Source organism: Paenibacillus alba, assembly GCF_013204855.1.
Classification (GTDB): Bacteria; Bacillota; Bacilli; order Paenibacillales; family NBRC-103111; genus Paenibacillus_E; species Paenibacillus_E alba.
The window spans coordinates 1-14,443 of record NZ_JABMKZ010000073.1 but is presented as its reverse complement, the minus strand read 5'-3'; the positions used below and the strand labels follow the sequence as shown (position 1 = coordinate 14,443).

The following is a 14,443-nucleotide window of genomic DNA, read 5'->3' as shown; positions in this document are numbered from 1 at the left end:
GTATAGTAGTCATTGAGTAGGGCTCCTTCTTGGTGGTGTGGTAATCCCGAGAATACCCTACTTTTTTGTCATTTGCCTATACTCCAAATGTTGGTACACAAACTATTTTACTTCATCGCTATAGGTAGATTCTGAGCAAAAAAGATGCACATTTGCAGGAATTTGATCCTGCAGTTGCTTCAAAGTCATCAAATGATGAGCAATCGGTGCAGCAGACAACTACAGACAAGGTTTGCTTCAGAGGAAATGCTACTTTGACTGGAGTTTATCCAGTGAAATGCAAGGGCTTTGTGGAGCCCAATTTTCTAAAATCGGTTCGGACTTCTGAACTGGATTATGTTCCTATTTCTGGGTAACGTGATGACGAAGTTGAAGAAAAATGCCGCTACCTGAATCGCAGCGGCGTTAGTAAGGTAGCTTAAACGATCACAGCCGTCCCGCTTACGGCGACCATCAGCATGCCTTCGCGAATGACTTCGTAATCAATGTCGACTCCGACAATCCCACTAGCTCCCATCCCCGAAGCTTTCTGGGTCATCTCAACAAATGCCGCATCTCTCGCTTCCTGAAGTTTGCCTTCATAAGCGCGCGAGCGCCCCCCTACGAGGTCGGTAATCGAAGCCTTAAAGTCTCTGAATACGTTGGCTCCCATAATAACTTCACCGGTAGCAATGCCCAGATACTGTTTGATCGGGGAACCTTCAATAGTTGGTGTAGTTGTTATAATCATAAATTTTCCTCCTCAATTGATCTGGTTATATGGTGATACACTTGTTGCTGTTTTCCGCTTCGGCCGCAACCGACCTTATTCGGGTGAGCTCCTATTGGGCGCTGCCGGCTCACCCCCCTATCCTACCAGCCCCACTGAAACAGAACCTAAACGGATAGCTAAACTTCAGCTTAATTTTGCTCCCGCTGTTTAGGTTCTGTTCATGTGAGTATGCTACTATGGAATTTGAAAAGGGTGAAAACAATGACAAGTCTATCCGATATTAAAATCGCAATCGTCGACGACGAGCCTTCGATTGTTACGATGCTGCAAATGGTGCTTCGCAAGGAAGGGTTTCAGCAGCTGTACGCGGCTTCCACCTGCGCGGAAGCGCTCGATTTAGCGAAGCGTGAAGTCCCCGATATCGTCCTGCTCGACATTATGCTCCCCGACGGCAGCGGGCTGGAGCTCATCTCCAAGCTCCGCGAATTCGGGAATCCGCATATTTTCTTTCTGACAGCCAAGGCTTCGGATCTCGATGTTCTGCGGGGTTTCGCCATGGGCGGGGACGATTATATTACGAAGCCCTTCAATCCTCTGGAGGTGGCCGCAAGAATTCTGGCGCGTATACGCCGTCTGGAGCCGGAAGCCCCCACAGCGAGTCCGGTTAAGGGGTCCCAACCGGGCGTTTATCGGTTCGGCCGCTTCGCCGTCAACGAAGCGGAGGGCGAGCTGATTGTAGAGGGGCAGCCTGTTCCTTGTCCAGCACAGGTCTTCCAGCTGCTGCTGCACTTCTGCAAGTTTCCCGGAATCGTATTTTCCAAAACACAGCTCTACGACAAGGTTTGGGGGATCAACGGACAGGGCGATGACTCGACCGTAATGGTGCATATCCGGCGCATCCGGGAGCGGATCGAGATCGATCCCGGCAACCCGAAGTTGCTGCTTACCGTACGCGGGCTCGGCTATAAGCTGGTGAAGGAGCCACAGGAGCGATGAAGATCCAGCGGCGTATGGCATTCCACTTCACGTATCAATTGATTTTCTATGCCCTGCTGATTGTGACCATTACTCTGGTTGCCTGCATCCTATTTTTCCAGAACATGACGAGTAATGAGATACGCCGGAACTTTCCGGTTGGCGTCCTGCAACAGATCGCTCAAGAAGCGCATTACAAGGGCGGGACGATTCAGATTTCCCCCGAGTGGGAGAAGCTCATCGAGGAGAAAGGAATGTGGCTGCAGGTTGTCAGCGCCGAAGGAGCGGTGATCTACGCCGTCAATACAACTCCGTATCCTGCACTGCCGACCTCCTACTCCATCGCTCAACTGCTCGATATTCAGGAGACACGGACCCTTGGCACGTATGCCGTACACACTCAGTTGAATTTTTCTTTCCAGGATCCGCTTCTGTATGTGCTAGGCTACCAAAATCCTGACCTTGACCAGCTCGTGGCCTGGTTCGACGCTTACGGACAGCTTGGAATCGTGCGCAGTGATGCGGTTTCCCTCTTGGACCAGCGGCTGCGTGAAACCGGCAGCTACCTGCAGGTGATCGATCCCCAGAGCCATGTCGTACAAGGCATCGGCGATGGAGCTTACGTGCAGAAGGCATATCGAGCGCTGGATATTCTGGCCATCCAGCAATCTCCCAGCAATTATGACACGAATATAGTGGCCCATCGGGACAAGCTAAGCGGAATCACCTGGATCCTCTATACGCCCCATGCAGCAGGAGCCCCTCTGAAGCATCCTGTATTGGAAACGGCAACGCGAGGACTCGTCTGGTTTGCAGGTCTGATCCTGCTCTTGGCGCTGCCGATCTCCATCTGGCATGGCTACCGCTACGGTCAGCCGCTGATACTGTTCGCCGGCTGGTTCGAACGCATGCGCAAGGGGCAATACGACCAGGTACTGACCGCCAAGGACATGCGCAAGGTATTCCGCCGCAACGGCACGATGCGAATCAGTTATAGGCTCTACAAGGAAGTGATCAAATCCTTCTATCAAATGACTCATCAATTGGCTCAGACGGAGAAGGAACGGGAACGGCTGGAGAAGGCGCAAGCGGAGTGGATGTCAGGAATCTCTCATGATCTGCGCACACCCTTGGCCACGATTCAAGGTTATGGGTATATGCTGGAAAGCTTGCCTGAGCAATGGAGCCATGAGGAGATGCGGATCATGGGCGCGACGATTCGGGAGAAGGGGGATTATATGCTGGAGCTGATCTCCGACTTTTCTTTGATTCATCAGCTTAAGCAGGGCGATTCGATCATGAAGGTGCGGGAGATCGACTTGGTTGAGCTGGTGCGCTGCTCCGTATTGAAGTACGTCAACGACGCCATGATGTCTGAGTATCGGTTTCACTACGTTGGGGAAGAACGTCCCCTGCTCATACAAGCTGATGAAACCTGGCTGGTGCGGCTGATGGACAATTTGCTGTCCAACGCCGTGAAGCATAACCCGCCTGGCGTGATCGTCACCGTCTCTGTCGGCAGGATGAACGATAAGGCATATATACGAGTAATCGATAATGGCAAAGGGATGGACGAGGAAACGCTGCGTCATTTGTTCAATCGCTACTACCGGGGAACGAATACCGAGGAGTCGACGGAAGGCTCCGGCCTTGGGATGAGTATCGCCAAAACCATCGTGGAAACGCACGGCGGCGAAATCCAGATACAATCCAAAGTGTGGCAAGGCACGAAAATTGAGATCCTGTTGCCTTGCTGAGCAAACAAGCCAAATATTCCATCCGTGCATGCGTAAAACATCCCGATGTATTAAGGCTTTGAGCCACATCGGGACTGTTTTAGTATAATCTCATTTTCCCTCACCAACATGATGAAAACTTAGTCCTTGCAGTACCGCCTCTTGATCACTTTCCGTGATTTCAACGATTATGCCCCGGATTCTAATGGTCGGGACACGAATAATTGCCTTATGTCCGATATGCTGTCCCTCATAAATGGTCACAGAGCGTCTTGTCTTTTGGGTAATGATGCTAATCTTGAAGCTTCTTACATTTTCGCCAGCACTCAGATCCTCTTGGATGACGATTTGGTCGAGCAGTTGGGGCACATCAGTCTCATAAACCCAGCAATTCCCTCTTCTTTCACATTGCGCAAGTGTAGCGAATGGGCTGCCCCCATGCCTGTGAATTTCTGAACCGAATTCCAGAAGCCGCTCCACATCCTTCTCCGGAAGCAAACCGTTGCGATCCGGTCCAATATTGAGAAGCAAGTTTGCACCCCTGCCGACGGAATGATAATAAATGCCCATAAGTTCTTCCACACTTTTCAGGGTATGTTCATCGTTATCGCTATAAAACCAATTCCCCCGCATCTGGACGTCACACTCCGCAGGCAGCCACAGTCGATCACCCAGCTGCTCCTTCTTCTCAGTCAAAATCGAAAACTCCGTTGAATCAACCACATTCCAGCATGGAACAGGTGCAATCCCGTCCTCGTTTCCAACCCACCGAAAATCCGGATCTCCCATATTAAAAATTAAAATATGAGGCTGCATACGGCGAATTTCACTGATAATCCGATTCCAATCATACGAGTGCCCTTCAGAGCCACAACCGTCAAACCAAAGGATGTCGATCTCTCCATACTGGGTGAGCAGTTCAGTTATTTGATTGACGAAATAATCGTCATAGGCCTTCGCATTCTGGGTGTAAAAGTCGGCTGAACCATCATACGGCGAATAGTACAAGCCTGGTTTCACACCATATTTTCGGCAAGCATCCACAAATTCGCGAATGACATCTCCTTTCCCATCCTTCCACGGAGAAGCCGCCACACTAAATTGACTGTAACGGGAAGGCCAATTGGAAAAACCGTCATGGTGCTTCGCAGTTAATACGGCATAGTTCATTCCCGCTTCTTTGGCCGTTCGGATCCATTGTTCGCAATCCAAAAGAACAGGATTGAAAGCAACCGGCTGCATTCGCCTTTCATCAAAATCGACATATCCTTCATAAAAGGTGCGCAGTCCAAAATGAAGGAACAATCCGAATTCCCAATCTTGAAATGCAAGCTGACGGGTTGTAGGGGTTAACTTTTCAACAGGATTCATATGATCCGACCTTTCTTGTCCCATTTGTTCACTAATTACTTTTTGGCAACCGCCTTTTGATAAATTTCAATATATTTGCCGAGCTGCAAGCCATCGAAGCCTTTTACATAGCTATCCCAATCTTTCTCGATATCTTTGCTTCCCGTTATAAACTGCGCCATGTTGGACTTGACGTAATCGCGGATTGACGTTTTCAGTTGAGCCGCAACTTGTGCGTCTTCCAATGCGATGAACACGCTGGACGGATAATTCTGCTTCGATTGAAATGGTTCATATTTGGCCGATTCACGCTTCAAACGAACCTCGTATGCACCTTCGGCAAGCGGATTCTGTGAAGCTGCCCAAGAATCGCGATATTGGAACGTGCGGAGCGACGGGCCGAGCTGATCCCAACGGTCGTTATATGTCGTTCGGGTTTCAACATCAGGAATAATCGCATATTTCGCTTGCTTGCCGTTCATATCCAGCTCGCCGTCCTTCGCTTTGCGCCATCCTTTGTTTTCCAGACCGCGTTCTTCAAGCACAATCGCTTCTTCCGTGTACAAGTAGTCGGCCATGCGGATCGCAGCAATTTGCTGTTCTTTCGTCGCTTTGTTCGTAATGGCCATTTGCGAGTTGCCCACTCCTGCAAAATATCCGGCTTGCTGCACGCCGTTCGGTCCTTTGAGCGGAGGTACGGTGACATACTCTTTGTGGCGCGGGTGTTTCTCGTCCGGGGAATGCGCATAACTGATCAGTGCAGTGGTGATGCTTCCCATCACGTTTGCGTCCTGGCGGTTGCCGAGCTGCTGAATCGCATCGGAGTTTTGTGTGAAGGACGCCGGATCGATCAGACCTTCCTTATAGAGCTTGTTCAGGTACAGCAATCCCTGCTTCCATTCTGCTTTATTGGCTGCTAGCTCCACCTTGCCATCTTTTAACTGGAGGAAAGTCCCGCTGTCTTTGTCCACCTGGTCGTCGATGATGAAAGCATTCATTAAGAAAGAGGCGACGTTCCCTGCCCACATATCATCGGAACCGGTAAGCGGAATTTCGTCTTTTTTACCATTGCCGTTCGGATCTCTTTCTTTAAAAGCTTTCAGCACTTCGTAAAACTCGTCCGTCGTTGTTGGCATTTTCAGCCCAAGCTTATCCAACCAAGACTGGTTAATCCACATTTTTTGAGCATAATTGCAGTGATAACACTCGTTTACTTGCGGAAGCGCATAAATGTTGCCGTCAGGCGTCGTGATGGAACTCTTCAAATAAGGCAGTTCAGCCATGGCCTTCTTGAAGTTAGGCATATACTTATCAATCAAATCGTTCAACGGAATAAACACGCCCTGTTTGCCATACTTCATCTGCTCTTCTTTGGTTAAGCTCCCTTGCAAAATCACTTCGGGATAATCGCCGCTTGCCAGCATTAGCTGTTTGCGGTCGTTAAGTGCTTTGTCTGGTACGAGATCCCATTTGATCTGAATATTCGTCTTGTCTTGGAGGTATTTCGTAAAGGAATTGGTCTCCATATTCTCGAGTACGGCGAGCTGCGGTGCAAACATTTTGATCGTCATCGGTTTATTGACAATCGGAAATTGCCCAACAGGTGAAAATACGTCGCTTGCTACCGGCGCGCTGCCTGAAGGTATATTGTCTGCAGGTTTACCCGAATCCGTGCTGCATGCGCTCAAAACGAGCGAGAAACAGAGGGCAGCTCCCAATGTGCCAGTGTAAGATTTTTTCCACTTTTTCATCTTATCGACGCCTCCCATTTTATTAAACTATGTCATTTATGCATTAGAAAGTATTCCTAGCTGATCTAAGCTGCACCGCTGCTGCACCACCTCCTTCATGGTTGGGCATGGGGTACCTTCCAAGCGTTATCCTTTCAATGAGCCGATCATGACGCCCTTCACAAAATACTTTTGCACGAATGGATAAATGATCAGAACGGGCGCGCTCGCAACAACGATTAGCGAATACTTGAGCAAATCTTTCAACCCTTGCTGAGCCAACATCTGATCCACCTTGGAGACCATGGTCGGATCAATTGTGTTCAGAATAAGAATGTTGCGCAGCACGATCTGGAGTGGGAACAAATCCGGCGATTTGAGGAAAATCAAAGCATCGAAATAAGCGTTCCAATGGCCTACCGCATACATCAGCGTCAGTACAGCCAGAATCGGCTTAGAGAGAGGAATGACGATGCTCGTAATGAATCGTAAATCGCTGCAGCCATCGAGTTCGGCGGCCTCCGCAATCTCATCGGGAATCGAGGTCTGGAAAAAGGTGCGAGCGATAATCACTTGAAACACCGCCATCGCTCCCGGTAAAATCATCGCCCAACGCGTGTCGAGGATGTGCAGACTTTTCACAACGAGATAGAAGGGGATAAGCCCACCGTCGAACATCATCGTAATGACCAGAAGCACCATGATCGCATTTCGGCCGAAGAACGTTTTTCTGGCGATCGGATAGGCAAGCATAACGGTCAAAACGACGTTAACGGCTGTACCAACTACCGCGTAAAAAAGCGAATTCAAGTACCCAGACACGATTTGCGGATTGTGGAACACCGCTTTATAGCCTTCGAGCGTAACGTCTACAGGAAACAGCCACACCTTGCCAGATACGACGGCTTGCGGTGAGCTGAACGATGAAGAGATAATAAAAATGAGTGGAAACAGGACGATAATCAACACTAAGCTCAAAAAAAAGTAGATACCGACTAGAAACAATCGGTCGCCTTGCGATTCGCGAATCCTTGACGCCTTCAACATAGATGAACCTCCTTACCACAAACTCGAATTGGATAACTTCTTGGCCAAGTAGTTGACACCCACGAGAAGAATTAGGTTGATTATAGAGTTGAATAACCCAATGGAAGCAGAAAAGCTGAAGCTAGAGCTGAGCAGGCCCACCTTGTACACATAGGTCGAAATGACCTCAGACGTGCTGACGTTTAGGGGATTTTGCATCAGATATACCTTTTCGAAGCCGATCTTCATGATGTTCCCCATATTCAATATAAGCAGAATGATAGACACCGGGATTAGACTCGGGATATCAATACTGACAATTTTCTGCAACCGGGACGCACCATCCACTTTGGCCGATTCATACAGTTCAGGGTTAACCCCTGCCAAAGCAGCTATGTAAATAATAGCCCCGTAACCCGTATACTGCCATACATCCGACCAGACATAGATCGATTTGAACAAGCTGGGAATTCCCATAAAATTAGTATTTTCCACGCCTAGTAATTGCGTAAATTTGCTTATGATCCCAACGTTCGGCGACAAGGTTACGATAAGAATAGAAACCATGATAACGGTTGATATAAAGTAAGGCGCGTAAGTAATCATTTGCACGCTGCTTTTGAAGAAACCGTTGCGTATTTCATTCAATGCCAAGGCTAACAGGATTGGAGCTGGAAATCCAACAAGCAAACCATACACACTGATGCCAAGCGTGTTCTTCATATACAGCCAGAAATTCGGCGATTCGAAAAACTGTTTAAAATATTCCAAACCTACCCAGGGACTGCCCCAAATGCCTTTGATGACGTTGTAGTCTTTGAACGCAATGACGACACCTGCCATAGGTATATATTTGAAAATAACTAAATACAGCATCGGTAGTACTATGACCAGATACAACTGCCAGTGACGCTTCATCTTTTTAACAATTAATTGTAAGGATGATTTGCTGGCGGCCGAAGCCTTCTGATAGGGCTTGTTTTGCCCAGAAGGAACGGTCACTCCCAATTCCTTGTGCATGCTTGGCATATGCTCCTTCTCCTTTCATTTGAACTGATCACCCGTTCACTACTCCATAGTAGACTGCGCAAACCGTTTGCTGCAAGAAACAAGAATCGTGGACTTAACCGTTTTCGCATATGCTGAAAAAGCTCTTTGCAAACCATTTTCTACCGCCGAACCAAATTCACCGGTTCTCACCGTAAGCGGCTTCTTCGCGAAATTCACTGAAGGTTGTATCGAAAAGGCAAAAAGCCGCAAGGTCCAATTATGAACCTTGTGGCTTTCTCCATTTCTTCCCCCTCGCCAGCCACAGTCCCGGCACCGCGCCTGTCCTAATGAGCGTCCGGCTCGTGCACTGGCAATTCTGCAACAAGACCGTCGCGCTGGCGGATCCATGTTTCGAACTGTCGATCACCCGCTGTTAAGCGAATGACTCTTGCGCCAGTCGGAAACTTGTCCTTGCGCGCACCATCTTCGTAGCTAACATAACGTGTAGACCGTCCGTAGCAAAGACGGATGCCATGCAGCATTCCGCAATAATCGTTCGCGTGATCATGACCAACAAACGTGCCCATAACATCGCCCATTTCCACCATTGCAGCGAACATGCCGGAGTTTACTCGCGGTGAGCTAACCCAGTCGTTGCAATGACCCTCGCACACTTTCGTTCTCCATACCTCATCGTATTCCGGCAGCGGGATATGGAAAAATGCCAGAGCAGGCAAAGGCATCCCGCCATTCCGCTCAGCCAATTGCCGAGATTCGGCTGCATACCACTCGATTTGATCGCGGCGAATCCAGTCGTACCCGCCTATGGCACTAATCTGCGAGTAATCGCCACTATCTAGGAAAAACAGCGAAGCCGCCGCATTCCCCTTCCGATCATCAACCGTCAGCACATAATTGCCCGCTCCGCTCACCCCCGAAGGATCCGCTTTGGCAAAGCAATATGCATGAAGCAGCTGCTCTTCATGCATTCGATTTCGCGGCAGGTTTCCTTCTGAGTCATGATTGCCAAACACCGCCGCCCACGGCACGCGGTTTTCTTCCGCGACGGCGACCGCGCTGCGGAATGATTGAAGCGGAGACTTGCATCTCTCGCTTGCCGTCACGTCGCCCGCAAACACAACAAGATCAGGCTGCTCAATGGCGATGATCCGTTCCATCGTCGCCTTCGTTATCGAATCGAGGAGTGGCGTCTCGGGATCCCGATCCTCAGCGTCAATAAACTCCACATCGGAAAACTGCACGATGACGAATGTTCCATCCTCACGAAATTTCAACTTCTTCTCCAACGCATACACGCTCCTTTTTGGTTTCTTCTTCTCTTGTCTTCAAAAAGCAATGGTTGCGGCGAACTTGGCTCGCGAAGACAAACCCATTTCACCCATGCTGTCTGCGCGCCGCTTCTTCGCGGAATTCGCTGGGGGAGCTGCCCACCACTTTCTTAAATACACGGCTGAATGAGATCGCGCTTGTATAGCCAACCTGCTCAGCAATCTCCTGTATGGTAGTCTGTGTTTCCGTGAGGAGGCGCTGTGCAACCTGCAGACGGATATCGAACAGGAAGTCGACGAATTTCTGCCCGGTCTCCTCCTTAAACAGTTTACTTACATATTTGCCATTGATATTGAAAGTTGAGCTCAGATAATCGAGCGACATATTCGGGTTCGCATACTCTTCTTCGATGAATTTCCGCATATCGCGGATCGTAGCGCCATGCAGACGTCTGTCCTGCGCTTCCTGCAAACCCGTGAATAGGCTATTCAGTACGGTCACAGATTCTTCCCGCATTTGCTCGAGGGAATGGGATTCATCGATGACTTTACTGAGCTTCGGCAGACCATCCGTGGTCCAGATCTCTTGAAACTCCTTCGTCATACCCGCCATTTCCCGTCCCAGATAATAAATCAAATAATTCATCAAATTCATGATTTCATCTTTCGTCAACAAACCCAGCTTCACTGTACGAAAAAGCTCGTCGTACTTCGTTTTCCATTCTTCTTCGAGAAGTCTGAACGACTGGATGATCGATCGGATTGCATTTAAATGTGAGTACACCTCAACCTGACCCTGATTGGTGATGTGTTCGCTAGTAATGAGTCGGTTTTCTCCCAGCACAATTTTGTATTTAAGCGCCCTAAGCGCTTCTTTGTACGAATTTGCTGCATTGGAAAGCTCTGCAACCTGCTCACCGATGCCAATCGTGACTGTAAACTTCAGATTATCCTGCGACCATAAACGAACGTTCTCAAAAAGCTCGCGTATCACGGAATCTTTGGCTTCCTCCGCACTATCAACAAATACCATGGCGCTGAGCTGAGATGCCGAAGTCCACTCTGCCCAAAGCACCAGCTCATATTTCGGAGCTAACTCCTGAATGACGCTGCGCAGTGCGAATTTAAGAAGATTTTGGTCTCTGCGTGAGTATTGGCAGCAAAAATCAGGGTATTTATCGATCTCTGTAACAAGCACCACTTGTCTGTCGTAAGCGTACGGAAGCTGCAAACTGCTTGTTTCTACCATCCATTCATCATGGGTTAAACCCGTGTCGCCTTCGATGAGCTGGTGGAACAAGTACCTCATTCGTAAATGCCTGTCTTCTTCATGCTTTTGCTGATACTGATTCGATTGTTCAATAATATTGGACAAGGCCGATTCGATGAACGAAAATTCATCTCCTCCTTCCTTAGACAACGGGAGACGGTAACCGCGAATACGGTCTACGATCTGCTCAACTGGCTTCGAATTGCGCCTAGTCACATAAAGCATCCATGCCAATCCAAGCACAATCATCGCGATTCCGATAATAAACCAAATGTTATACAGTGAGGAGATGACATGGAACACCTTTCCCTTTACAAGTCCGCTTTGATACGACCATCCGGTATAGCTCGATACATAATTGGAGAAAATTCTTGTTTGTTCTTTAGCATTCAACCCACTAATCAACTCGCTGCCTACGGCGTCCCGAATCCCGATAAAGCTTGTTTTCGGATCGTACAGGTCGGCGATGCTGTTCTGGAAGGAATCGGTCGCCACATTGATGACGATCAATCCTTTCTCGCCTGTGATGAAAGGCGCCCCCCGTACAAGACTAACGACAGGCTTACTGCCTTTCACAGAGAACTGCTCGAAACTTCTTACTCCCGACCAGGACTTGGATGCCAGCGGGTCCATAGCCTTTTTAATAAATGGCTCATCCAAGTAGTTGCTAAGTTTATCGCTTGTTGCATTGCTGAGCACAAAACTATCTTCGAAACGTACTAAATAGATAGAATCAATCAGGGGATACGAGGAGATCATATCCTGCATTTTTTTTACCGCGCTAATGTTAATGAACATGTTATTCTTCTCTTCATTATTGAAGAAATTGATCAATTCCTTATTGTTGATTGTTTCTGTCATCACCATGTTGTCAATCGCTTTTAGAGAGGTATCAATCAGACGCATCGCCTGTAAGGACAGTACTTTGTTGGCGTTAAGCGCCTCCTTGCGGTTTTGTTCACTTAGTATCTGAAAAAACATGAAAAATGTAAACGTGACCATAATAATAAAAATTGGCATATAGGAAAGCAGTAATCGATTAAATAACGTTTTCCTCATGTTTTGCCTCCATTTTTTTAACGGAATGACGGTGGGAAAAGCAGAGTGTTCATGCCGCAATCTTTTGCGTCCATCTACAAGTGTACACGCTCACTTCTGAAATCGTCCATACAAACACAAGTCATATGTTTTCCGAACTTACCCTCATTAACCATAAATGCGGCTATACATTATGTAATATGTAGTACATTCCGGCGAAATTTTCAACGAACAAAATTCTACTGGGCAAACCATTTTCTACTCCTAACACAATAAACTGCCAGTTACTTCAACAGACAAAGGCAGCCGAGCGTGTGCCGGCTGCCTCTGATTGAGCTATAGTTCTACATGCATATATTTGAGTGGTCGATGCCTTCTCATGTCCCAGCATGCCTTGGATGAACGAATCGCGGAAATGAGATGGTTATTTATTGTGACCTTCTTCATTTACCTAACGCTATTTTGTGAAATAGTGACCTTGCTCCAGATCTGCGAGAAGCCCAAGTTGGACAGGCTTCCAGCCGAGGAGCTCCTTCGTCCCTTCACTTGATCTTGCTAAGTCAAGCGAGGCGACCATGCCTAGAAAACCGAAGATCGCTTGTGCCTCTTCACGCGGGATGCTGACTACCGGCACATCCACTTGACGACCTATGACGCCGGCAATGTCGCTGAACGGAATGCCTTCGTCGTCCACGCCATCCAGTCGTGAGCCTGCAGGCGCAGATTCTACAGCGAGACGGAACAAAACTGCCGCATCCAAGCGATGAATCGCTGGCCAACGGTTAGTGCCATCTCCCATGTAAGCCGAAGAGCCTCTTTCCCGGGCGATCCGGATTAATTGCGGCACGAAGCCTTTATCTCCTTCTCCATGAACGGAAGGTGCAAGCGAGACGATCGATGCTCTCACGCCTTGTTCTACAAACGCAAGTGCCGCATCCTCCGATGCTTTGCCTTTAGCATGAGCTGTGATAACAAGTGGTTTACCGGAGCCCGCAAGTCCCTCTCCCATTGCTTCGATGGCGCGAAGATCAGTTGCTAGTGATGCGGCGAAATTAGAGAAATCGTGGTTAAATGCCAGATGAATAACACCGTCTGAAGCGGCTGCACGGCTGCGCAGTAAATCCAGATCCTCTAAAACACCGCGAGCTACTTCAGCTCCCAAGCTTTCTAATACTTGAGCACCACTCTCTGAACGAGTCAGACCTACTACCTGATGGCCCGCACCGATGAGTTCGCGGACAACTGCTGTACCAATATAACCTGCTGCACCTGTAACGAATATACGCATAATAGTTTTACGCCTCCTTAAGCAATTTGACGAAGATACTACTCTAGTCTAAACTATGAAGTAAACTCTAAGGCAAGCGTTTGGAGGTATGATTGCCTATGAAAATTCAAGAATTAGGAGATTTGATGGGTTTAACACCCCACACCATTCGTTTTTATGAGAAGGAAGGCTTGCTTGACAGCAGGCATATTCAGCGAGAGAAGAATAATTACCGCAACTACTCAGACGAAGCAATTGAACGGTTAAAGCTGATTAAGAAATTTCAAGGCATCGGCTGCTCGTTAGCTGAGCTGAAGACGATTTTGCAGGATCACGATACGAACGAACGCACGAACCAAGAAGTAATAGAATGGATTCTTCAGAAGATCAATGAGATCGAGCGCAAGAAGGACGAATACGATCATATGCTTATAACGCTGAATTGGATGCTGACATACAGGAAGCTGCTGAATGACGATCCACAGCAAGCTGAGGCTATGATGGCGGATTTACGTCTTCGAATTAACATCTAGCCGTATAAATGGTGAAAAAGCTCTTTGGACGTATATTCCGTCACAAAGAGCTTTTCTCGGCTCACAAAAAATAACCATCGCATATTCAAGGCATCGACTGCTCGGTTAGCTATGGAGAGATAAAGGAAATAATTAATTGCGCTGCGGATATACTTGAGGTTCCAAGAGCACATTTTGATCATAGTATTTGGACATATATGTCTAATCTCTAGTGGCCGAATTCATGCGCCAATGATACCCGCCAAATGGCAAGATGAGCCGATATTAAAGTCCCTCATTCTCTTTCTCCTCGTCCCCTTACTTTTTATTCGAATCAGGGCGCCGCGGATTGACCATGCCAAAGATATGATACGGTGTTATCCCATTTGCAAATAGGCTATCTACCAACTTGACCAATTCTTCCGACGATAGATCTTTGCCGTTGCGTATCCAAAGGCGAAACATAGATATTAATGTTGATATGTAAAACTCAATTATGTATGGTGCTAAGACATCATTTGTTGGAAAGTCCACAATCAATCTCTCAA

At 47.9% G+C, this 14,443-nt stretch carries 12 protein-coding genes; 3 read left to right on the top strand and 9 right to left on the bottom strand.

The window, feature by feature from the left end:
* Positions 1-418: 418 nt before the first annotated feature.
* Complete coding sequence (locus tag HQN90_RS37610) at positions 419-730, bottom strand: YbjQ family protein (RefSeq protein ID WP_173227932.1); 312 nt, start codon at positions 728-730, stop codon at positions 419-421.
* A gap of 243 nt (positions 731-973) precedes the next feature.
* On the opposite strand from HQN90_RS37610, the gene HQN90_RS37605 reads away from it, so the two are divergent.
* Both HQN90_RS37605 and HQN90_RS37600 read left to right on the top strand, forming a co-directional pair.
* On the top strand, positions 974-1,708 hold the full coding sequence (locus HQN90_RS37605; protein ID WP_173227934.1) for a response regulator transcription factor: 735 nt from the start codon (positions 974-976) through the stop codon (positions 1,706-1,708).
* Positions 1,705-3,444 carry a sensor histidine kinase gene (locus HQN90_RS37600; RefSeq protein WP_173227931.1) on the top strand — a complete coding sequence of 580 codons (1,740 nt, stop codon included), beginning with the start codon at positions 1,705-1,707 and terminating at the stop codon, positions 3,442-3,444. Before HQN90_RS37605 ends, HQN90_RS37600 begins: the two co-directional genes overlap by 4 nt.
* Positions 3,445-3,534: 90 nt before the next feature.
* On the opposite strand, the gene HQN90_RS37595 is transcribed toward HQN90_RS37600, so the two are convergent.
* The 7 genes from HQN90_RS37595 to HQN90_RS37565 form a co-directional block, all read right to left on the bottom strand.
* Positions 3,535-4,794 carry an alpha-L-fucosidase gene (locus tag HQN90_RS37595; RefSeq protein ID WP_173227930.1) on the bottom strand — a complete coding sequence of 420 codons (1,260 nt, stop codon included), beginning with the start codon at positions 4,792-4,794 and terminating at the stop codon, positions 3,535-3,537.
* Between the two features lie 35 nt (positions 4,795-4,829).
* On the bottom strand, positions 4,830-6,524 hold the full coding sequence (locus HQN90_RS37590; RefSeq protein WP_246363029.1) for an ABC transporter substrate-binding protein: 1,695 nt from the start codon (positions 6,522-6,524) through the stop codon (positions 4,830-4,832).
* Positions 6,525-6,650: 126 nt separating this feature from the next.
* On the bottom strand, positions 6,651-7,550 hold the full coding sequence (locus HQN90_RS37585) for a carbohydrate ABC transporter permease (RefSeq protein WP_173227928.1): 900 nt from the start codon (positions 7,548-7,550) through the stop codon (positions 6,651-6,653).
* 12 nt (positions 7,551-7,562) lie between these two features.
* Entirely contained in the window at positions 7,563-8,558 is a 996-nt protein-coding gene (locus HQN90_RS37580; RefSeq protein ID WP_420851118.1) for an ABC transporter permease, read from the bottom strand.
* Between the two features lie 305 nt (positions 8,559-8,863).
* Complete coding sequence (locus HQN90_RS37575) at positions 8,864-9,826, bottom strand: metallophosphoesterase family protein (RefSeq protein ID WP_173227927.1); 963 nt, start codon at positions 9,824-9,826, stop codon at positions 8,864-8,866.
* A gap of 88 nt (positions 9,827-9,914) precedes the next feature.
* On the bottom strand, positions 9,915-12,137 hold the full coding sequence (locus HQN90_RS37570; protein ID WP_173227926.1) for a helix-turn-helix domain-containing protein: 2,223 nt from the start codon (positions 12,135-12,137) through the stop codon (positions 9,915-9,917).
* Positions 12,138-12,573: 436 nt separating this feature from the next.
* On the bottom strand, positions 12,574-13,404 hold the full coding sequence (locus HQN90_RS37565) for an SDR family oxidoreductase (protein ID WP_173227925.1): 831 nt from the start codon (positions 13,402-13,404) through the stop codon (positions 12,574-12,576).
* Between the two features lie 98 nt (positions 13,405-13,502).
* Between HQN90_RS37565 and HQN90_RS37560 the strand changes: the two genes are divergently transcribed.
* Complete coding sequence (locus HQN90_RS37560; protein ID WP_173227924.1) at positions 13,503-13,916, top strand: MerR family transcriptional regulator; 414 nt, start codon at positions 13,503-13,505, stop codon at positions 13,914-13,916.
* 297 nt (positions 13,917-14,213) lie between these two features.
* Here HQN90_RS37560 and HQN90_RS38415 read toward each other — a convergent pair.
* The coding region (locus tag HQN90_RS38415) for a TetR-like C-terminal domain-containing protein (protein ID WP_216855575.1) at positions 14,214-14,443 on the bottom strand (230 nt) is incomplete at its 5' end.

What these genes read in the sequence shown, in the direction of transcription:
- HQN90_RS37585 (WP_173227928.1), bottom strand. Translation starts at nt 7,550, where the DNA reads ATGTTGAAGGCGTCAAGGATTCGCGAATCGCAAGGCGACCGATTGTTT.
- HQN90_RS37600 (WP_173227931.1), top strand. Translation starts at nt 1,705, where the DNA reads ATGAAGATCCAGCGGCGTATGGCATTCCACTTCACGTATCAATTGATT.
- HQN90_RS37560 (WP_173227924.1), top strand. Translation starts at nt 13,503, where the DNA reads ATGAAAATTCAAGAATTAGGAGATTTGATGGGTTTAACACCCCACACC.
- HQN90_RS37605 (WP_173227934.1), top strand. Translation starts at nt 974, where the DNA reads ATGACAAGTCTATCCGATATTAAAATCGCAATCGTCGACGACGAGCCT.
- HQN90_RS37570 (WP_173227926.1), bottom strand. Translation starts at nt 12,137, where the DNA reads ATGAGGAAAACGTTATTTAATCGATTACTGCTTTCCTATATGCCAATT.
- HQN90_RS37610 (WP_173227932.1), bottom strand. Translation starts at nt 730, where the DNA reads ATGATTATAACAACTACACCAACTATTGAAGGTTCCCCGATCAAACAG.
- HQN90_RS37595 (WP_173227930.1), bottom strand. Translation starts at nt 4,794, where the DNA reads ATGAATCCTGTTGAAAAGTTAACCCCTACAACCCGTCAGCTTGCATTT.
- HQN90_RS37565 (WP_173227925.1), bottom strand. Translation starts at nt 13,404, where the DNA reads ATGCGTATATTCGTTACAGGTGCAGCAGGTTATATTGGTACAGCAGTT.
- HQN90_RS37590 (WP_246363029.1), bottom strand. Translation starts at nt 6,524, where the DNA reads ATGAAAAAGTGGAAAAAATCTTACACTGGCACATTGGGAGCTGCCCTC.
- HQN90_RS37580 (WP_420851118.1), bottom strand. Translation starts at nt 8,558, where the DNA reads ATGCCAAGCATGCACAAGGAATTGGGAGTGACCGTTCCTTCTGGGCAA.